This is a genomic window from Paenibacillus sp. JT22N7 (assembly GCF_059383875.1).
Genome location: NZ_JBXENY010000002.1, coordinates 460,634 through 481,243, shown reverse-complemented (window position 1 = coordinate 481,243; position 20,610 = coordinate 460,634). Strand labels below are relative to the sequence as shown.

The window sequence follows — 20,610 nt, the reverse complement described above, 5'->3', positions numbered from 1 at the left end:
AAAATTTACGCCCGTACTTCGCGTCTGCTCGCCCACTTCTGATGGAACAGCGGCAATGCTTCTTTGCCGAAGCGCTCTGCCTCCTCCAGATGAGGGTAGCCCGACAATATAAAGGAGGATACGCCTAGCTCTGCGTATTCAATTAATCGTTCTGATACTTGGTCGGCTGTGCCTACAATCAGGATCGCTCCGCCCGAACGGACAAGCGACAGTCCTGCCCACAGGTTCGGCCCTACGACAAATCGCTCATCCTTGAACTGCTCGCGCAGCTCGTTCTGCCGGCGTTGGTTCGTTGCATCTGTCTTGGCAAAAGCTTTCTGCGCCTGCTCAATCGCTTCAGGCGACACCTTGCTAATGAGCTCCCATGCCGCGGCCCAAGCCTCTTCCTCTGTGTCGCGTACCAATACTTGCGCCCGAAGCCCGAAGCGGACCGGACGGTCAATGCCCGTCTCCTCGCGATACTGCGAACGAACGACTTCAAAATCTTCGATCTGCTCGCGAATCCAGTCATGCGGCTCGCCCCACATTAAATACGTATCCGCGAATTCAACCGCTACGCGCTTCGCTGATGGAGAGCTTCCGCCGAGGTAAAACGGCGGATGAGGCTTCTGCACCGTCAGCGGCGTCGTCACCGCACGCGTGAACTGATAATATTTTCCGCGGAAAGGCTGCTGCTGATCGTTCTGCTTCGTTTCGGCACCTTCGCTGCCGACGAATTCAGAAGCTTTAATGCCATCGGATTGCGTCCACGCCTGCTGCATCACCGCCAAATATTCACTAGCGCGCTCATAGCGCTTATCATGCGCATGGGCAAGCGGGTCGCCAAGCTCCTCCAGATCCTGCACCGAGCTTCCGGTCACGACGTTAATCATCGCGCGTCCGCCAGATAATTGATCGAGCGCCGCTCCCATCCGGGCCGACAGCACTGGGGTTGTGAGGCCTGGGCGCACCGCTACAAGCGGGCGAAGCGTCGTCGTGTGGCTCATAATGGCTGAGCCAACAACCCAAGCGTCCAAGCACGGGCCGCCCGTTGGGATCAGTACGAAGCCCAGGCCTGCTTTTTCAGCCGCTTTAGCCACATCAATCAAATACTCCAGCGTAGGTTCCCTCTCCGATGCTACGCCTACGTAGCTGCCATCTCCCGCCGTAGGCAGAAACCAGCCAAATTCTATCTCTTTATGTTCATTAAGATTATTCACCATTATGCTCTCCTTTACGGGTATGACTCTGGATCCGTGAGCAGCCCGTATCTCCAGTTCGTCTGGCAGATGCCTATGGTACATCCGGCTGTCCGGTCAATAACCAACAAGTTTAGTAGGAATAGTTGTATTTGCATCATAACAATCAACCGTTAGTGGGTCAATGTCATTTCGCGGCGTTTTAAACTTGTCATTTTGTGATGTCGAATCATTTGCTATACTGGGAAAGGTTATGTCTTTTCACAGCGCCATTGAGGTAAAGATAGAATAATAGATTGTAGGCCAGGCACGTTTAAACATGGAAAAAAGGGGGTATTAATGATGAGACCGAATATGCGTGAGGACCATCATGAATGGCTGGAAATCTATCATTTCACGCCTTCTGCTTTCGAGAAATCGGGAGCTGCATGGCCCATTCGGGTCGGAACGAATATCGCCAAGCCGAATTATCATATCGGCCCGCGCGTGGCGCCTTATTATTATTTGCTAGGCGTGCTGGAGGGGCAAGGAACATTCATTCAGGGCAACAAGACGTACACGCTGCGTCAAAATGATCTGTTCTGCCTGTTCCCGCAAGTTACCCATGAATATTTCACCTTGGCGGAGGAGCCGCTGCACAAAATCTTTTTTGCCTTTGATGGCAAGAAAGCGATTCAGCTGTTGGCCCGGCTCGGGCTTGGGCCGCAATCGCCCCATGCACCCGGCGCACTGACACCACAGGCTGCCGAATTTATGCAGCAGCTATTGCAGCTCGTCAGCCACTCGGGTCCACCGAATACCGACCTGGCGCGGCTAGGCCTTTTTCACCGGATATGGGATGAGCTTGTCTCATCTGCTTCTCCCGCTGTTGTTCCCCGCGACCATCGCAGCATCAGTTGGCTGCAAAAGGGGCTGGAGTATATGGAGATTCATTATGCGGAGGGCATTTCCGTGGAGAGCGTCTCCGACTACGTGGGAGTCAATCGCACACATTTTACTAAACAATTCAGCAAAGCATACGGCATAACACCGGTCCAATATATCCAGCAGCAAAAAATGGGCGAAGCCAAGCGTCTTCTCGCGCAAACCGGCTATACGTTATCGGAAATCGCCAGCTCCATCGGCTTCCCCGACCTCTTTTCTTTTTCCAAAGCGTTTAAGAAAAATGTAGGGATTGCGCCCAAGCAATACCGCTCCCAGCTCATTAGCGGGAAAACAGAGAGCAACGATTGACAGCTGTAACTGTATAAATTATAATTACAGTATTATCATTGTTAGATTGTAATGGGATTCAAGGTGAAACGGCCGTTGCCATCCTTTGACGGCGCAGCGCGTTTCATTCCGAGAAATATAGAGAAAGGATAGTGTTACGATATCCCTTCCTATATTTCAAGTGTAAACGGCTGTCGCCGTCCTCTGGCGGCAAAGTTACCGTTTCACGCTGAAATATAAGCCCATTTATAAGGATGTGACTTATAAATGCTTATATTTTTGAAAAAATCAGGCATAATTGCAGGTTCCATTAAACGACAGGTGGTGACTGGAATGAATAATGAGATGATAATTAAACCGGGCGACTGGATGAACGGAACGACTGGAAATGGCGAGCTGATGCTCGGCTTCGTAGAAAGCGTTGATGCTTCCCACGGCACGGTACGGCTATATGTAACGGCATGCGACAATGAGCTTGCCATCGGCAGAACGATTACGCTTGCAGCTTCACAGGTTAATTCGCTGCGCTCGTCACCGCTTTATACGGTGCAGCAACTGACGCAGCTAATCGACCTGGCGCTCGCAACAAACGATGAAGCTTGGTTTAATGAGCTTTCGGCCATGCTCGTCAATTTGAACAATGGCAAATTGCCGCAGGACAGCTCCCTGCCAAACGCCCATACCAAGATTTTCAACCGTCTGGGCATTTCGGTTAATGGAGAAGCAAACGGCTTGTAACACATAGCAGTAAAAATGTTCATCGTCGGCGCTAGTGTGCCGGATGGAGATGGAGATGAAGCGTTCCTTCTGGGACGCTTTATTTTTTTGAGGGTGGCATGGACTTGTGGGGAACGATTGGGGTGAGCTATAGCGTCGCTAGTATCAGCGGTATCGGCGGTGGATTTCATGCTGAATTAGGGGTTGTATTGTTTTCTGCCATCCCTTACGATGAGAGAAAATAATGTAAAAGAAGTATGTAAGGGAAATATGCAAAAGACTGGTGCGAATGTGAAGCTCCCATGAAATCCCTGGGGGATTCGCACCTCGAAACTTGTCGAAAACGACTTATTTTCATGAGAACGGGCAAAAGTCAATTTTTGTTTTAGACTTGTTTGGCATTACTTTTTTTGAAAATGTGCTGGATGAATGCCTGCTTGGCATCATTCATGGGGATTTTCGCTGTCGCACTCCGTATGGGGTGCGTGGATTGAAGCTGCTTGACCGCACCTATTTTTTTCTTCCGCAAACAGTCGCACTTAAATAGATTTGGTGGACACAGCAGCAGCTATTTCGACAGAATCACAGGTTATGGCACAAGCTGCGGACTCAGGAGATGCTAATGTGCTGCAAATGATCATTTTGACGGGATAATGAGGGCAATAGCGGTTTTCCAGTCCGCTTAAGGTCTAAATTCAGTTTAAAAGCCAAAATAGCGGAATCTCAGTCCTTGAAAAAAGAGTGAGTAGCCTGAACCGCGTACTCTTAGCAAAATCGCAGGCCATTAGAGCTCTAAAGTTATACCATTCTACTTGCAACATCAACAAAAACCGTTCCTTTCGTTAATGGCAGACTCTGCTTGCCCTTAACGAAGAAACGGTTTTTGTCGTTTTACCTTTTATCTTTTACCTCTCACTTTTTACCGCTCAACCTTCTAAAGCTTAAATTTATCGATTTGCGTACGCAGCTTCTCCGCCATGTTGGCGAGCTCTGCCGAGGAGGAAGCGACTTCCTCCATCGATGCCATTTGCTGCTGCGCTGCAGCCGAGACATTTTCAGATTCAGCAGCGGTTTCGCTGGCGGAATCGGCAATGTGACGAATAGCGTCCACTAGGCTTCCTGTGCCAGAGACAATTTCGTCCGCCGCTGCCGAAACGCTTCGGATGCTGCCAGCAACCTGCTCTACGGATGAGCGAATATGCGTAAACAGCTCGCTTGCCGATTCGCCTGCTTGTCTGCCCTGAGCAGCTTGCTCTACGGTCTGATCAGACGCGAGAAGCGTCCGCTTAATCTCAAGTTGAATGCTGCCAATAAAGCCGGAAATTTGCTCCGCCGATGCCATCGACTGTCCTGCAAGCTTCCGAATTTCATCGGCAACGACGGCAAAACCTCGCCCAGCTTCGCCAGAGCGCGATGCTTCAATTGCCGCATTCAAGGAGAGAATATTCGTCTGGCGAGCGATGTTGCTAATGCTTCCTACAACCTCGCCAATTTTGTCAGACAAGCCGCTAAGGTCTTGAATCGTACCGGACAACTCGCGAATGCCGAGCTCCATCTCGTCCATTTTTCCACCGAGCTTAATCATAGCGGCTGACCCGTCTGTTGCAAGAGTGGACGTCTCAGAAGCAATGACTGATACGTCTGAGCTATGTGCAGCAACGCCGTTAATTTGCACAGCAATATTTTCAGCTGCATCGCTGCCATCTTGTACGCTGGACGTTTGCCGCTCCGAGCTTTCGGCCACAACCATAATAGCCTCCGAAATGCTCTGCGCTGCATGCGCCCCTTGATCGGCGCCTGCCGCAAGCTGCTTCGCTGATTCCGTCAATTGCTCGGATAAGCCTGCAACGCCTTTCATTAATTGGTGCATTTGATCGCCTGCTGCATTAAAGGAATGTAGAGCAACGCTAATATCGTTTTTGCCTTTGGCCGGAATGCGATGCGTGAGATCCCCTTGTGCCAGCAAATCAATTCCGTGAGTCAACTGGCGGATAGGATGTACAATTCGGAGCGCTATCAAAATGCTAAGCAGCAGCGCGCCCAAAATAATGAATTGCCCTACGATAATAATGAGCTTCAGCAAATCATTAACCGGTTTTAAAAACTCGCTTTCATGCACATAGGTGACAACGATCCAATTGAGATCTGTTTTGGTTAAATAGGAAAGCTGGTCGACCCCTGATTCATGGAAATGAATGGCCTTGTAATTGCCCTGAACCGCATCAGCGAATGCTTCATCCAGTACAGGGTTATTCAAATCGGCAATCTTATTGTTTAAAATAAAGGACTCATCCGGAAAATAAATAAAGGTTCCATCCGCAGTCGTCATAAGAGCTCTTCCCGTCTCGCCTTGCTCAAAGCGGGCGATGCTCTCAACCGCCTCACTGATTGGATATGCTGCTGAATAGAAGCCCACAGGCTTGCCATCCTTCATTAACGGAGCACCAATCGCAACGACAAGCTGGTTGTCTACTTTAGAAATAATCGGGTCAGAGACGAAAGCGCGTCCTGCCTGTACCTCCTTTATATAGGCGCGTTCAGATAAGTCATATTCCTTGCCGTTCAAGTCTATTGCAAGCTTGCCTGTCATATCAGCCGAATACATAATCGTTGAAAATTCAGGATGCAGCTTCTGTGACTCGATGATATAGTCAAGCTGCTTTTGCTTGTCGTCTCCAAGCTCCGCTCCATGCTCCGCAAGCATTTTAATAATGGTCTGCTTCTCTTTCATTCTGCTGTCAACTTCCTTTGCCAGCAGCCGCGTATTCAACTCCATTTGCTTCTCTGACTGGCTCCTGACCTCACTTGAGGTGGGGGCATAGAACGTATAGGACAGGACCGATACACAGACAACGACTATGAGCAGTGTAGACAGCACGATCCGCCCCGCTGTTTGACGAAGGGAACAGAACCTAAGTAAAGCACGAATAAAACGTGAATTTTTGAAAGCCATAAGCTATCCCCTTTTTTAAAAAATGATTATTGTGTAGTAGTTATATCGGAATAGGAATGAGACTTTTTAACCAATGTGACACTTTTTCGACAATTTTCTATTCACTTGTTTTATTGCAGCCTTAGCTAATCCCTTGATTATGATAATAAAATTTCATCCCTTGAGGTTGTAAGCCCTGAGCATCTTGCGCAGCAGTTGGCGACGTTGGTTTAAAAAAAGGCAAAATACAGAAGAGCCGCACCTTAATGGGGCGGCCCTTCTGTATTTCGTTTATTACAACGGCTTTATTGCTCGGATCTCCTCTTCCGTCAATCCAGATGAGCTTTCTTTTTTTCAGCATCATATTTATTAAATTGTTGCATCTCAACATTAAAACCAAGAGGAAGAGCTCTATAGAGCCCCTCCTCTTGGTCAAAAATAAAACGATAGCTCTAGCGTAAAAAAATTCGATGCTATGCTCTTTCCACTCTCTTCACAAGCGGCTTGCTGATGCCTTCCGCCGCACTGCCCGTCGCCGCGAAGCTGTCCGCGTCGTAGTTATACGAGATTCGCTCCGGCAGCGGCATCCGATTGCCGTCTAGCAGTCCGCGAACGAGCTCGCGGCCAAGCTCTGGCGTCATGCCGTTATACCAGTTGCCGTCGGGATAGACGACCACATTGCAAGCATCCTCGCATCTGCCGTTGCACATCGTCTTCGTCGTATGGACGAAAGAATCCGCTTCGCGCCTCGCAAGCTCCTCACGGATGGCGAGCGTTACCTCTTCAGCGCCGCTGCGTTTACAGCTGCCTCCGTTGCATAGAAGCAGATGATGGCGCGTCTGCGTCAGGTTCCAAGTTGCCATCCTCTTGAAGCCTCCTTTCCTACCTCGTTTCCCGGTGCACAGTTACCCGCCCCAAGGCGGGACTGTATTTGCGCATCTCCAGCCGCTCCGGGGTCGTACGTTTATTTTTGGAGGTCGTGTAGTTGCGGTCACCCGTCTCCGTGCATGCCAACGTTACAGTAACTCTCATTAGGCTCACCTCCTTTTATAACATATTATTGAACGGCCTGTCTCCTTAATTTATTGCGCAAGCCTCCTGCTGCGACTGCGGAAACGGATCAATAAGGCTGTCCCAATCCTGCTTCATCTCTTCCTTCGTCAGCAAGCATTGGTCAAGCGTTGCTTCAATCTCGGCACGCTGCAAATCGATTCCGATAAACACAACCTTATTGATTCGGTCGCCATACATCGGATGCCAGCTGTCCGCCAGCTCAGGCTCCGACTCAAGCAGCAGGTGCTGCTCTGACTCAGGAAGCGCAGCCACCCACAGTCCAGCAGGGCCAAATTGAATCGATGGCCCCGCCTGGCTAATGCTCTGCGCCTGCAAGCTGCGGGTTGCCAGCCACATAATGCCTTTGGCCCGGATAATGTCCGAAGGCCACTCCTCCATCCAATGCATCAAGCGCCCCGGATGAAAAGGCTTCGCCCGCACATAAACGAATGAGCCAATCCCGTATTCTTCCGTTTCTGGCGTATGTACTGGGGCATTCAGCTCCCGCATCCAGCCAGCCGATACGCTGGCTTCTTCAAAGTTGAATCTGCCGGTATTCAAAATTTCCGCGGGATCGACCTTGCCCTGCTCGGTGCGAATCAGCTTGGCACGCGGCTGAAGTGTACGAAGCACACCTTCCAGCTCGTCCAAATCCTCCTCGCTCACCAGATCGCATTTATTTAGCAGCAGCACATCGCAAAATTCAATTTGGTCGATCAGCAGATCAACGACCTCCCGGTGGTCTTCCTCATGCGCCCCTTGGCTGCGTTCAAGCAGCGTCTCGCCAGAGGCATAATCATGCCAGAAGCGGTATGCATCAACGACCGTCACCATGCAGTCCAAGCGGCAAAATTGCGACAGGTCAATGCCCTGCTCCTCATCAATATAGGTGAACGTTTGGGCAACGGGAACCGGCTCGCCCACACCCGTCGATTCAATCAAAATATAATCAAAGCGCTCCTGCTTCGCCAGCCGCTCCACCTCGCGCAGCAAATCCTCGCGCAGCGTGCAGCAGATGCAGCCATTCGACATTTCCACCAGCTGCTCATCGGTGCGGGACAGCCCGCCTTCTTTTTGAACCAAAGCCGCATCGATATTGACCTCGCTTAGATCATTGACGATGACCGCCACCCGAAGGCCATCGCGATTGTTCAGCACATGATTGAGAATCGTCGTTTTTCCTGCTCCTAAATAACCGCTTAGCACCGTCACGGGAATTTTAAAGCCTGATTGCTTCTTCACTACTGCTTCCTTATCCATTCGTTTCACGCTTCCCTTCATATATAGCTTGTAAATAGCTTGGCCTAAAAGCTAGATGACCTGTCGCTTGCTACGGCTTAAAACTGCCTTATTCGTTCAAAGCGAGCTTCAGTGCTTCCAGGTTATTTTTCATTACACCAATATAATCGAGCCCGTCTGCCGCTTCTTCCTCTGTCAGCCCTTCAAGCGGATTAAGTACAGCTGTCTTGGCGCCGATTTCGCTCGCAATCGTGCTGGCGATTTTTGGATCAACCAACGTTTCGAAAAAAATCGTCTTTATTTGCTGCTCCTTCGCCAGCTTCACAATTTCCGCCATTTGCTCCGGGGATGGCTCCTGGTCAGGAGAAAGGCCGGAAATCGGCACCTGCGTCAAGCCGTATTCACGCGCCAAATAGCCAAAAGCCGCATGCTGGGTAACGAACTCCGTACGCTTCACTCCTGCAAGCCCTGTTTTATAAGCCTCATCCAGCTCTTGGAGCTTGGTAATATAAGCATCAGCATTTGCTTTGTAGTTGTCGGCATGGGCGGGATCTGCTTTCGCGAACGCCTCTTGAATCGCTGCAACTTCTGCTTGTGCCAGCTTCGGACTCAGCCATACATGCGGATCGAGGCTATGCTCATGAGCGTGATCATGCCCCTCCTCCCCATGGGCAGCTTCCTCATGCTCGGCAGCATGGTCATAATCATGTTCCGCATCCGTATCTGCTTCCGCATCCGCATCACTCGCAGCACCGTGCGCCTCTTCTCCATGCGAATGCTCATCTTCCCCGCCCTCTGCTAGTTCAATGCTGCTGCTCGCCTCCACGACGATGCGCTTCTCATTGGCGGCGCTGTCCAGCGCCTGTTCCGCCCAGCCTTCTACAATGCCGTTATATACGAATACATCTGCCTCTTTCAGCACCGCCATGTCCTTGGCACTTGGCTCCCAGTCATGCGGCTCCGTGCCGGCCGGAATAAGCGCTGTTACATCGGCATATTCGCCGCCCACCTGCTTGCTGAATTCATACATGGGATAAAAGGTAGTTACGACTTGCAGCTTCTTCGCTTCCGTCTCCCCCGCAGCTGGCGAAACGCTTGGCTCCGACGAAGCGGCACTTCCGCTATCTGCCTGGGCCCCAACTGTATTCACCCCATTCGTGCTTCCTGCCGCGCCGCATCCCGACAACAGCAGCATCGCTGCCATTAATAACAAAGAAATTTTACTAAACATAACTTTCATTTTCTGTACCTCCATGTGTGTGAGTAGCTGGTGCATCCAGCTTGTTGCTCTTCATACGGGGAAAAGCGTCCTGCTTCGCCACTTGCACTTGCCCCGTTTGATGATGGTTGATGATGGTGCGATTTTGCCGATTGCCCAGCTTGCCGGCGATGACGGATACCTTCTTCAATACAATGCCAAGGATCAGCAGCGCCAGCAAAAATAGGGCGATCGTTCCGCCTGGCGGCGTTCCCAGCTCATAAGAGGCGGTCAGTCCGGTAAAAACGCCCGCCACGCCGGCCAGCATCGCAATCATGAGCGCTGCCGCAAAGCTGCGGGCAAGACGAACCGCCAGCGCCGCAGGCAGCACGATCAGCGCCGATACGAGCAGCACGCCTACAATCGGCATAGCCGCAGCGACAATCATGCCCGTCACCATGCTGAACAGCATGGAGATGAGCCGGACGGGAATGCCATTCGTTTGTGCCGTTTCCTCGTCGAAAGCCATCTGATACAACGGTCTGCGCAGCAAAATAAAAAAGATCGCGCCTACTGCCGCCGCACCGAGCATGAGCATAAGCTCGGCTTCGTTCACCGCGACGACGGAGCCGAATAAATACGAGGAGAAGCTTTTGTTCATTCCCTTATTCAGCCCCATCAGTACAACGGCGCTCGACAAGCCGCCAATCATAATAATGGCAATCGACATTTCGCTGTAGGCGCGGTAGGAGCGCCGAATATATTCAACCGCTATCGCTCCTGCTACAGCAGCAGCAAACCCGGCATAGGAAGGATTCCAGCCCAGGTAGGCACCCGCGGCAACGCCGGCTAATGATACATGCGAAAGCATATCCGCCATCAGCGCCTGCCGTCTCAGCATTAAATGTACGCCCAGCACAGAGGCGACTAAAGCGATGATGCCTCCGGCGCAAAATGCCCGCTGCATGAAGTCGTAGTGCAGCATTTCCATCCTCCCTCCCCCTTTCGTTCCAGCTCAATTATTCGGTCCAAATAAGGCCGGACCTCTTCGAGTCCATGGGTCACCATCACAACCGTCCGTCCATGAGCCTGCACATGATGATACATTAACTCGTAAAAACCTCTACGGCTCGCTTCATCCATGCCGGTTGTCGGCTCATCCATAACGAGCAGATCAGGCTGCTGGGCCAGCGCTCTGGCAATACACACCCGCTGCTTCTGTCCGCCTGAGAGCTCGCCGATTTTGCAGCCGCGCTGCTCCCACATGCCGACCTGGCGCAGCGCCTCCTCGGCACGAGCCCGCTCCTGCGGCCGCAGCCGCCGCAGCCAAGCTCCGCTCTCATATGCGCCTGACCTGACGAACTCCAGCACCGTGCTGGGAAAGCCGCTGTTAAACGCCGCAATCTGCTGCGGCACATAGCCGATCACGAGCTTCTTGCCGCTCGCACTCTGCTTCGCCAAGTAAACCTCCCCGCTCCATGGCTTCAGCAAGCCCAGCGCCAGCTTAAGCAGCGTCGTCTTCGAGGCGCCGTTAGGCCCGGTTACCGCTATAAATTCGCCGGCATGAATCGCCATATCGGCTTCATTCAGACTCGGTACGCTGCCGTAGCCGAATACGACCTTTTTTAAAGTAGCAATCTGCACGCGGTCTCTCTCCTTCTGCTCCAACGTTATTTTTTAAAAATATAAGAATTTATAAGTTTCACCCGCGAAACGGCAGCTTTGCCGCCTGGGGATGGAGACAGCCGTTTATGACTAATCGTAATTATTACGATATTATCTTGAAAAATAAATCGCCAGCAGCGACTTGTTATCCGTTATTACCTTGTTTAATAGTAATCATTACGCTTAATGAGTATAGCAAGCAGATTTTCATTCGTCAACTGCCTATTTTGGGCTAGCCCCCATCGCCTTATACGGAGGAATATCCCAGGCATGCGCTGGCATACAGGCCAGATCCAGTATACAATAAAAGTCATTATTCAAATATTTTCCGGCATAGCTTGCCAAGAAAGGATGTTTACATTTCCGATGAGTACATCCGTTGAACAACATCGCGAGGAAGCACCTTCGACCGTCAATTGCATGGTCATTACCGTATCTGACACACGTACGCCTTCTACCGATAAAAGCGGCACGCTGCTTATAGAGCTGCTCAAGGCAGGCGGCTATCAAACGACGCGCTACGCCATCGTCAAGGATGAATACAGCGAAATCCAGTCCGCGCTGCGCAGCGGAGCTTCGGACCCGGCAGTTGAGGCGATTTTGCTCAATGGCGGGACGGGCATTGCCAAGCGCGATACGACCTATGAGGCTGTAAAAGATTTGCTGGACAAGGAGATGCATGGGTTTGGCGAGATTTTTCGCTATTTGAGCTTTGCTGAAGATATCGGCACGGCGGCGATTTTAAGCAGGGCGATTGCTGGCGTCTACGAGGATACAGCGATTTTCTCCATGCCAGGCTCCAGCGGCGCAGTCCGGCTCGCGGCCGAACGCATTATCGTTCCTGAACTCGGTCATGTGATGCGGGAAATTTATAAGGATATCCGCTAACGGCTTTAAATAAATTGCAGCAAGGTATTATTAAATAGGAGATTGCAAACGATGATAGAAGTATTTGAATTGCGAGATAAGATGGCGTTTTTTGATGAGGCTGTTCAGATGTACTGGGATCAATGGGGTAGCGAGAGCAACTTTAAGTTTTATCAGGATTGCATGCTTCATTCATGTAAATCCGATTGTGACCTTCCACGATTTTATATTGCGCTGCAAAATGATTCCATTGTCGGTACATCTCTCTACTGATTTGGAAGGCTATTATGAAAAATATGATTGGACGTATCTCACCAAGGGCTACCTCTTTAATGGAGAAGCTGCAAAAATATATGAAGCCACTGTCCATCCATAAAAACAAGAGAAAGAGGAGGCGGCCTCTCTTTCTCTTGTTCCCCCTCTCTTTCTACTCTTTCTCGCGCCTCTTTTTTCAGGCTCTATTCAGCCTCTCACCTTTCCATCTTTCTATATTTTAAGAATAGTTCGTTCGTTTGAATGTCGCGTCGTTTTTGGCAATCGTTGTTGTGAGCGCGCTCAAGGCATCCAGCCGCAGCACGAAGTTATAATGGCGAACGTAATAGCCGCGAATAATCGCTGCCATTTTCGTAATGCATCCAAAGCACCTATTTGCCTGTTGCGGCGTTATAGATGACCTTCGGGCGCTCAATTTTGCTCGTATTCAGCTCCGTTGCCGAGGTTTTAGTCAGCACACTGCTGCGGAAGGTCCAATTTTTGAGATCGCTTGACGTATACACGTTAACGGCATCGAAGGTTCCGCTCGTTGCATGCTCGCAATACCAATAGTAGGTAGAACCGACTTTTAAAATGTTGCCGCTGTTCGCAAGGATCGGATTGCCTGCGGTGTCTTTCCAATCCGTCCCGTTCACAATGCTGACGCTTGCAGCGTTGGCACGGCCCGCCGGAATCGCTCCGGCAGCAATCAACATTTATGTAAGCGATTTCAATTGAACAATCCGGCGAAGGGTGAACGATTTGGACGACGGCCGAAAAGGGACAGAAAATGAGTACTTTATCAGAAATTTGCTATTCAAACTCGTTTATTGTAACATTTTATTAGTTTGAGAGATTGCTAGTTTTGCTGCCCATTATTTATATTTATACATTCAGGAGATGATCTAGATTAGTTACGCTGCTGCATTTGCAATGTCTTTCATTATTGTGCTGCTGCTTATTCCTCCGCTTCGCAAGCTCGCTTTCCGCATCGATTTTGTGGACAAGCCTCGCAAGGATGTCGAACGCAAAATACATAAAGAGCCGATTCCACTCACGGCGAGCTATGCTATTTTTGTCGGCTTCATGGCAACGTATTTGGTGTTTGTAGATGAAATTACAATGAAAACAGTAGCTATTATTATAAGCTCGATTTTGCTGCTCATTATTGGCACGATTGACGATTGGTACAAGACGCATGGCAAGGATTTTCCGTCTCTGCCGAAAATGCTCGTTCAAGTGTCAGCCGCCGCAATCGTATTTTTCGCCGGGGTATCGTTCGAGGGCTTCTATAATCCGCTTAGCGGGGAATTCGTCAACCTGCCTTATGCTTTGCAATTCGTGCTGACGATTTTATGGATCTTCGGCGTAACGACCGTTATTAACTTCTCGGATGGCATGGATGGCTTGGCGGGCGGCCTTTCAACAATTTCAGCTGTGACGCTGTTTATTGTGGCCCTCACCAAGGGACAAAGCGATTCCGCGATGCTGGCTATTATTTTGATTGGAGCTGCGATTGCGTACTTGCGTTACAACAAGCCTCCGGCGAAAATATTTATGGGCGACGCTGGCGCGACGTTTCTCGGCTTCATGCTCGGGGTTATTGCCCTCGATGGCGCCTTCAAGCAGGCGACCGTGCTGTCGATATTCATTCCGATTTTAGCGCTTGGCGTACCGATCTTCGATAACATCTTCGTCGTAATCAAGCGCATGATTCAGGGCAAGCCGATCTATCAGGCAGATGCGACACAGGTCCATTACCGTCTGCTGCATTCCGGCCTCAAACCTACGCAAGTATTGTCGTTTCTGTTCCTGATTAGCGTATGCTTCTCGCTATTTTCGATTATTTTGCTTATGATTCCGGTATAGCGCGTGTTATACAAAATCCCCCTGCCGTGTGGCAGGGGGATTTTTCATGGCTGCGTTGAGTAGTGGCTATTCATTCAAGCGCTGCATTACGCGATGCAGCAGCACGCTGACTTCTGCACGAATCGCATGATCTCCTGGAGCAAAAAGCTTGTCCGTTCTTCCTTGCAGCAGCTCCTGCTCGTACAAATACGCAATATCCTGCTCTGCCCAGTGGCCGCTAATATCGCTGAACGGATGCCCGGCGGATGAGGCTTCTCCCTGCGCATCTGCTGGCTTGGCCTCGTTTGACGGCGAGGCTTCCGCAGTAGCTGCTTCCCCCGTTGCAGGCTTTGCAGCTGCTGCGGAAGCAGCGGCCTCCGCTGCGCCGAGCGCCTTAAGCTGCCGCGACAGCACGGCAGCAATTTCCGCCCGCGTAATCGGCTGGTTCGGCAGAAAAGCGCTGCCTTGCGGCCGCTCTACCCCTTGCAGCAGGCCACCTGCCGCAGCCGTCTCCACATAGTCGTATGACCAATCGCTTTTGTCCACATCGGTAAAAGCAGGGATGGACTGCTGCTTCATATCCAGCTCAAATGCCAGCACAGCAGCCTTAGCGAATTCTGCCCGCGTCATTAGGCGTCCCGGCTCAAAAGCGCCAGCGGCCGTACCCTGCATCACCTGCTCCAGCGCCAGCTCCCCGACAGCTGCGGAAGCCCATTTCAGCTTCGCAACCGCTTCATAATCCTTGAATTGCTTAAGGCGCTGCTCCACGGTCAATTGGGCGGCAGCTTTCGAAGGCGCTTGTCCAACGATTTTCGCCGCACCTTCCTTTGCGGGTCCGGCGCCAATGCTGACAACTGGCTCATTCACGCTATGCTGGATATTCAGCCCCGGATTATCCGGCAAAATAATAATCGACTTCGCCAAGCTGAAGCTCGCTGCTCCATCCTTCACCGCTTTGAAGGTCACACTGCCCAGCTTGCCATAGCCTGAAAATAATGCCGGGCCGCGCTGGGCCGTCGCCTCGGCAATTTGAATCAGACCTGCTGCTGCATCAAGCTTGTTCAGCAGCTGCATGGGACTCGCCGCAGCTGCAAATACCGCAGGCCGCAGCAGCGCCCCCGCCCCTTTTTCAACTACAGGCGCTATCCGCTCCGTATCGTATTTCATATGTACCTCATAGCCTTGGACACCGCCGTAGCTTCCCTTAAAGCCTTGCAGCCATACGGCGACCTCGAACTCCTCGCCAGCCTTCACCTGGTCCGCGGATGGGACAATGCGAATTTGCGGCAGCTTGCCTGCCTCCACCTTCTCGGCTCCCGCGGCTGCAACCGTACCAAGCCCCAGCCATGCAGCGGCCAGCAGGCTAGCCCCCATCAATAACAACCATTTTGAATGCAGACTCACTCTCAAATCCCATCTCTCCTGTCCTCAGCTTCTTACGCCATATCCATCGCTTGCCTAGTGAGCAAATATAATTTAAAAGGCGGTTTTCTTAAAGGTTATTACTATTATGCGGAAGTGGTCTGAAAGTTGTTAGGTTGCCTGCCCAATCTTTTTTATCAAGTTTATAATAGTTATATTTTTCGTTATCAATCTCGATCATACTCTGAAAGTTAAAACCACATTTATCTATTACTCTATTCGACGGAACGTTGTCTAATAGAGCAATAGCACTAAGCACCTCAACATTCGTATTCTCGAATAAATAATTAGTCATTCCTTGTGAGGCTTGGGTTGTATAACCTTTACCTCTATGATCTTTTGAAATGGCATACATGATTTCTCGGTTTGGCGGTGGTAATTCGTCTTTCATTCCTGAACAACACCAACCGATAAATTCTCCTGTCTCTTTCAAAATAATTCCTAATCGAAGACGGAGATCACCAATATCTTCACCTTTCGATACCGTATTGAAAAACTGTTTGTTCTCTGGAATTTCATAGTTAATAAACCAATCTTTCCGCTGCTCTTTAGATACGTTCCAGCCTGGCAAATACTCATGTATTTCAGGTTGCCAGGTGAGTGAATGAAAATGATCTAAATCAGTAGCCAAGAATTCTCTTAGAATCACATCCTTGCAGTCAATCGTAAAAGCGTTTTCCTCTGGAACGAAACGAATATTAGTGTCCATGATAATTCTCCCTCTATAAACTGTACTAATGTCTATAATAACTCTCTAAGAGAATCTATTGCGAGGGTAAAATCACTATAATTGTTTTTTATTTAGCTACCATATTTCAGAAAACAGCCTATTAAAAAAGAGAATGCTCAGATTCAACCATACCTATGTGGCATCCTGAAAATAAGGAGGGGAGCCGATCGCGCTCCCCTTCCATTTTTTCACGACTGTTTCATGATCAGCCACTTGTCTCTTGTTTCTTGTTTCTTGTCCTTTTACCTCTTGCCGCTTACAGCTTGAAGTTGCCTAAAACGAAGGAAATATCGAGCAGATCAACCGCGTTATCCCGGTTAATGTCCGCTGCGCTTGCTTGCGCATTTGCCCAGCTTGTGCTCCGCGACTTGCCGAACTGCTTGGCAACAAGCTGGAGATCGGCCAGATCGATTTTGCCGTCGCCATTCACGTCGCCCGCCAGAAGCGGTCCGACATTAAGCGTCGTATCCTCGCCTGCCACCGTCACCGAAGCAGCCGAAGCCACATGACCTGGCGCTACTACGCGCACCGTATAAGTCCCCGCTGGGACAAGCAGCGTATAGCTTCCATCCGCCTTCACTTCACCGACAGCTGCAACCTCTTTGCTTGCTGTAATGGCCTCTACCACAACTTTGTGAACGCCATCAGCACCTTGGTACCAAGTCTCGCTGTAATTCACACCGCTGCCGAAAGCTTCCGCTGTTATTTTGCCTGTAATCCGATGTTCCGGCTCAGTAGGACCCGCCGTCACCGTAACAGATGCGTCACTCACGCTGCTGTAGGAAATTTCTTGCGTATCGCTGTTCAATGCCCGTACATTGGACAATTTAAAATCCCGTTTTCCGGTGCTGCCACTGGAGAAATGGAACGTTGCCAGCGTCCCGGAGCCACTGTAGCCGCTATGATCTCCGGTCAAGGATACGACATAATCGCTCCTTGCAGTGCCGTTGCCGAGATCGACAATCGTCTCATCTACGATAAGCGATCCGCCAGGATTCGCCTGCTGCTGGTAGGTCGACAATGCAACGCTCGGCTCCACTGAGCCTTTCACCAGCGAGCTGTCGTACGTCAAGCTGAATTGCGCCGCATATAAGTCCTTAACATGAGCAAAATTCACATCAATGTCAAAGGTTTCTCCTGTCCGTACGCTGGACTTTGAAGCAACAGCCGCTAATGTGGCAGGCTGCTGAGCCGTGCTCTCATAACGGACAACAAAGGCTGGCTCAATGACGCCATTATCGGCGGCATCATACACATACACATCAAACGTATTGCTTCCTTGGACAATTGGCACCGGAATCTCAAAACGCCCGTCTGCTGCAATCGTCGCATCATACTGCTGCAAATCGCCTTTTGCATCCTCAGCCATCGCAGCAGCGCCAACTGCCGAATAATCGCCGAACAAAGTAATGAGGCGGTCGCTAATAATTCGCCCGCTAATCACGCCCTCACTGCCCGTAACGGCAATCGGCGGATCAGAGAGCTCCGCAACCGGAGCCTGCACATCCACGATAAATTCGGCAAGCTGGTCCAGCAAGTAATCTTCGTCCCCAAGACCAACCCAAGGCACGACGACATATTGTCCTTCCCCAAGCTGCTGAGGGCCAAGTGCCGTCAATATTTCCCCGTCCCAGCCTTCAACGATGTAGCTGCCCGGGCTAATGCCTTGCGCGCTTTCCACAATGACGCCCTTCCAGGACAAATTGCTTCCCGAAACCGCATAAACATCTAATGAAAAATACGGCAGTGTGGCATTTACGCGGAACTTAAGGTCGGTCGTATCCGCTGCGCCATCACCATTTGGCGAAAAGAGGAACGGTTCAAGCGTAATTTCCGATACTTTTGCCGGAAGCTCCACATCGCCCACATAGACAGCGAGTGGAAGCTGTATCGTCTGTCCTGCACCTTGAATGACGACCTCTCCCTCGTAACGGCCAGCTGCTGCTGCTTCAGCTACATGCAGTGCTACATCGAAGGAAGCAGTACCTCCTGCCGCCACCGCAAACTGTTCTTCGCTAACACTCAGCTCACCCGCTGCCTCGCCATACCATATCGTCGATACCGCATACGAGCTTCCTGCTCCTGAAATATCCTTCACTTGAATGGTTTTTGCCGACTCATTCCCGGCGGCCAGCGCCCCGAAAGACAAGCTGCCCGTCAAATAGGATGTAGCGGCTGATCCTGGTACCGCAACCGTCGTTTCTTCCACGAGCGCTATCGCTTTGGCATTGGAAATTTGCTCCAAGTCAATCCGTCCTGCCCCTTGATCCATATGGGAATAGCGCTCGCCGCTGCGATCTGCCAGCTTCTTCGCATTGTTCATCAGCAGTCCTTTTACCTCAAACGGAGTAAGCCCCCGCTTCTTTTGAAGCAGCAGCGCCGCAGCGCCTGCAATATGCGGACTTGCCATGCTCGTGCCTTGCTTATTTTCATAAGCATCTGAATAATCGCCGCCATACGCAGGTATGGATGAACGAATGGCTACACCTGGCGCCGTTATATCCGGCTTAATGGCCAGACCCGGCAGCGATGGGCCGCGCGAGCTGAAATCTCCCATCATATCCTGCTCTACTACTGTGCTGAAGTCGATCATGTAAGCGCTGGCTCCAGTCGCCGCCGCGTCAGCCTTCGCTTTGAGCGCAAGTCCATCCTCCTGCGAGATGCTAAGCGTTGGGACATAATCGACTCCAGCATTGAGCGTTCCGCTAAATTCGCCTGTCGCATTGTTATAAATAATGACAGCCGCAGCTCCGGCATTTAAGGCATTCAGCGCCTTTTCGCCAAAAGTAATGGAGCCCCGTGAAATGAGGGCAGCTTTCCCCGTCACATCTTTGCCAATGAAATCTGCCGCTGTTCCAAAGCCGGCATATACAAGCTCCAGTGCACTATTTTCCAAATTTCCAAGCTCGGGAGAATAGGCCATGTACGCACCATAAACACGGCCTGCACCAGCTCCTGTCAGCACTGGCACCGATAATGGCGGTGAAGATGCACCGACGGAAATCGCCAGCTCTGCAGTAGCTGGAACACCAACCGTATACGGCTCTGGTCCATCATTGCCGTTCGCCGCAACTGCCACGACGCCTGCCAGCATCACATTATTCAGCGCAACGGCGCTAGCCTCGAACTGGTCATTAAAGTCATCGCCCAGCGAAAGGTTAATGACATCCATACCGTCAGTAACCGATCGTTCCATGGCGGCAATGACGTTTTCGGTTGAACCTCTGCCTTTCGGCCCCAGTACGCGGTAAGCATAAATATCTGCACCGTATGCGACGCCTTTTACCCAGCCGCTTTCGCCCTCAGGGTTTCCCGGATCTCCGCGCCCTGCCACGGTACCAGCCACATGTGTGCCGTGGGAGGTTGCCACTTCGGCATCATTCGGATCGGGAAGCGTCTCGTACGGATCATTGTCATTGTCGACAAAATCATAGCCGCCCTTATAAGCATCCTTCAAGCTTGGATGGAGGTAGTCAATGCCGCTGTCGATCACACCAACCTTAATGCCTTCCCCCGTTAGGCCGCTGTCCCAATAAGTAGGGGCACCTATAAATGGAGCACTTTCGTCCATTTTCGCCTCCACGCTTGGCAGCGGGTCTATAATGATTTCCGTATTCGGGTAGATCGCCTTCACGCCAGGCAGTACCAGCAGCTTGTCCACCTGATTGGCCGGAACCTGTACCGAGTAACCATTGAAAATTTGCTGGTACTGGCGCCCGAGCTTCACATTCAGCTTCCTCGCAGCAGCCGCAAAGCTGGATTGCTCCTGCTTCACAATCGTCTGATAGTTGGCAATAGACTTAGCCTGTCCTTGCTGTGCCTTGACGCTCTGTACGGCAATGGGATCAGAAACCAGCTCAACGATGACGCTGATCGTCTGGCCACTGTCCGAATGCGGCACATAATTTTTGAGCAATGGCGTTGTTCCCTCTGCTGCAGATCCCGTGGTTTCGGAGCCACTCGCCGCTTCCAGCTTGAAGCGCTGCTCGCCCTGAGCGCCAAGCAAGCCTGCCGACTCCTTCTTGCCAGCTGAATCTACTTGCTGATAGGCCGATTTGGGCAGCTTCAGCTGCTGTGACAAAATGGAAGATTTAATGCTTTGCGGCGCTGCTTCCGCCCCCATAGCTCCCGCGGGGAACAATAAGGTGAGCAAAAGCGCCATAACGATTAAAATAGATAATGGCTTATTCCGACTTGTTTTGCGTTTAAACCATTGCTGCATGAAATCCCTCCTATTTTTCTTTGCCCTCTACTAAACTGCTAGCCGATCCTCCTTTCTATCTCATATCACAAATTT

The 20,610-nt window shown here is 50.9% G+C and carries 17 protein-coding genes and 1 pseudogene; 5 read left to right on the top strand and 13 right to left on the bottom strand.

Annotated elements, in window-relative coordinates; genetic code table 11:
• Positions 1 to 5: 5 nt before the first annotated feature.
• The gene (locus AC50Y5_RS06755; protein ID WP_056042799.1) at positions 6 to 1,202 is read right to left on the bottom strand and encodes an LLM class flavin-dependent oxidoreductase; all 1,197 of its coding nucleotides are present in this window, start codon (positions 1,200 to 1,202) and stop codon (positions 6 to 8) included.
• Between the two features lie 318 nt (positions 1,203 to 1,520).
• Between AC50Y5_RS06755 and AC50Y5_RS06750 the strand changes: the two genes are divergently transcribed.
• Both AC50Y5_RS06750 and AC50Y5_RS06745 read left to right on the top strand, forming a co-directional pair.
• The gene (locus tag AC50Y5_RS06750; protein ID WP_494859717.1) at positions 1,521 to 2,411 is read left to right on the top strand and encodes an AraC family transcriptional regulator; all 891 of its coding nucleotides are present in this window, start codon (positions 1,521 to 1,523) and stop codon (positions 2,409 to 2,411) included.
• 312 nt (positions 2,412 to 2,723) lie between these two features.
• The gene (locus tag AC50Y5_RS06745) at positions 2,724 to 3,128 is read left to right on the top strand and encodes an IDEAL domain-containing protein (protein WP_063892701.1); all 405 of its coding nucleotides are present in this window, start codon (positions 2,724 to 2,726) and stop codon (positions 3,126 to 3,128) included.
• A 913-nt stretch (positions 3,129 to 4,041) separates the two neighbouring features.
• Here AC50Y5_RS06745 and AC50Y5_RS06740 read toward each other — a convergent pair.
• The 7 genes from AC50Y5_RS06740 to AC50Y5_RS06710 all read right to left on the bottom strand — a co-directional run bounded on the left by AC50Y5_RS06740 (position 4,042) and on the right by AC50Y5_RS06710 (position 11,173).
• The gene (locus AC50Y5_RS06740) at positions 4,042 to 6,060 is read right to left on the bottom strand and encodes a methyl-accepting chemotaxis protein (RefSeq protein ID WP_494859348.1); all 2,019 of its coding nucleotides are present in this window, start codon (positions 6,058 to 6,060) and stop codon (positions 4,042 to 4,044) included.
• Positions 6,061 to 6,512: 452 nt separating this feature from the next.
• Positions 6,513 to 6,902 carry a (2Fe-2S) ferredoxin domain-containing protein gene (locus AC50Y5_RS06735; RefSeq protein WP_056042808.1) on the bottom strand — a complete coding sequence of 130 codons (390 nt, stop codon included), beginning with the start codon at positions 6,900 to 6,902 and terminating at the stop codon, positions 6,513 to 6,515.
• 19 nt (positions 6,903 to 6,921) lie between these two features.
• Positions 6,922 to 7,071 (bottom strand): 50S ribosomal protein L33, encoded by a 150-nt coding sequence (rpmG, locus tag AC50Y5_RS06730; RefSeq protein WP_056042810.1) that lies wholly within the window; start codon positions 7,069 to 7,071, stop codon positions 6,922 to 6,924.
• 45 nt (positions 7,072 to 7,116) lie between these two features.
• Complete coding sequence (locus AC50Y5_RS06725; RefSeq protein WP_494859345.1) at positions 7,117 to 8,352, bottom strand: GTP-binding protein; 1,236 nt, start codon at positions 8,350 to 8,352, stop codon at positions 7,117 to 7,119.
• 88 nt (positions 8,353 to 8,440) lie between these two features.
• Complete coding sequence (locus AC50Y5_RS06720; RefSeq protein ID WP_056042814.1) at positions 8,441 to 9,571, bottom strand: metal ABC transporter substrate-binding protein; 1,131 nt, start codon at positions 9,569 to 9,571, stop codon at positions 8,441 to 8,443.
• The gene (locus AC50Y5_RS06715; RefSeq protein WP_081419141.1) at positions 9,555 to 10,520 is read right to left on the bottom strand and encodes a metal ABC transporter permease; all 966 of its coding nucleotides are present in this window, start codon (positions 10,518 to 10,520) and stop codon (positions 9,555 to 9,557) included. The genes AC50Y5_RS06720 and AC50Y5_RS06715 overlap by 17 nt, the downstream gene beginning before the upstream one ends.
• A complete protein-coding gene (locus AC50Y5_RS06710) occupies positions 10,457 to 11,173 on the bottom strand; it encodes a metal ABC transporter ATP-binding protein (protein WP_056042816.1) in 717 nt (238 codons plus the stop codon). The genes AC50Y5_RS06715 and AC50Y5_RS06710 overlap by 64 nt, the downstream gene beginning before the upstream one ends.
• A gap of 387 nt (positions 11,174 to 11,560) precedes the next feature.
• On the opposite strand from AC50Y5_RS06710, the gene AC50Y5_RS06705 reads away from it, so the two are divergent.
• A complete protein-coding gene (locus AC50Y5_RS06705) occupies positions 11,561 to 12,082 on the top strand; it encodes a MogA/MoaB family molybdenum cofactor biosynthesis protein (protein WP_056043023.1) in 522 nt (173 codons plus the stop codon).
• Between the two features lie 51 nt (positions 12,083 to 12,133).
• Positions 12,134 to 12,334: a hypothetical protein gene (locus AC50Y5_RS06700; RefSeq protein WP_056042817.1), complete on the top strand. Its 201-nt coding sequence runs from the start codon at positions 12,134 to 12,136 to the stop codon at positions 12,332 to 12,334.
• Between the two features lie 220 nt (positions 12,335 to 12,554).
• Here AC50Y5_RS06700 and AC50Y5_RS06695 read toward each other — a convergent pair whose 3' ends face one another.
• Both AC50Y5_RS06695 and AC50Y5_RS06690 read right to left on the bottom strand, forming a co-directional pair.
• Positions 12,555 to 12,683, bottom strand: a complete 129-nt coding sequence (locus AC50Y5_RS06695) for a fascin domain-containing protein (RefSeq protein ID WP_268795479.1) — start codon at positions 12,681 to 12,683, stop codon at positions 12,555 to 12,557.
• A gap of 25 nt (positions 12,684 to 12,708) precedes the next feature.
• Positions 12,709 to 13,029 (bottom strand): annotated as a pseudogene (locus AC50Y5_RS06690) (beta-xylosidase); the annotation flags it as partial.
• A gap of 217 nt (positions 13,030 to 13,246) precedes the next feature.
• Here AC50Y5_RS06690 and AC50Y5_RS06685 point away from each other — a divergent pair.
• Positions 13,247 to 14,182 carry an MraY family glycosyltransferase gene (locus AC50Y5_RS06685; RefSeq protein WP_056042822.1) on the top strand — a complete coding sequence of 312 codons (936 nt, stop codon included), beginning with the start codon at positions 13,247 to 13,249 and terminating at the stop codon, positions 14,180 to 14,182.
• A 66-nt stretch (positions 14,183 to 14,248) separates the two neighbouring features.
• On the opposite strand, the gene AC50Y5_RS06680 is transcribed toward AC50Y5_RS06685, so the two are convergent.
• From AC50Y5_RS06680 to AC50Y5_RS06670, 3 genes are all read right to left on the bottom strand, one after another.
• Positions 14,249 to 15,565 (bottom strand): S-layer homology domain-containing protein, encoded by a 1,317-nt coding sequence (locus AC50Y5_RS06680; RefSeq protein ID WP_494859715.1) that lies wholly within the window; start codon positions 15,563 to 15,565, stop codon positions 14,249 to 14,251.
• 88 nt (positions 15,566 to 15,653) lie between these two features.
• Positions 15,654 to 16,292, bottom strand: a complete 639-nt coding sequence (locus AC50Y5_RS06675) for a GNAT family N-acetyltransferase (protein ID WP_056042826.1) — start codon at positions 16,290 to 16,292, stop codon at positions 15,654 to 15,656.
• Between the two features lie 277 nt (positions 16,293 to 16,569).
• Positions 16,570 to 20,535 (bottom strand): S8 family serine peptidase, encoded by a 3,966-nt coding sequence (locus tag AC50Y5_RS06670; protein ID WP_494859340.1) that lies wholly within the window; start codon positions 20,533 to 20,535, stop codon positions 16,570 to 16,572.
• Positions 20,536 to 20,610: the final 75 nt, after the last annotated feature.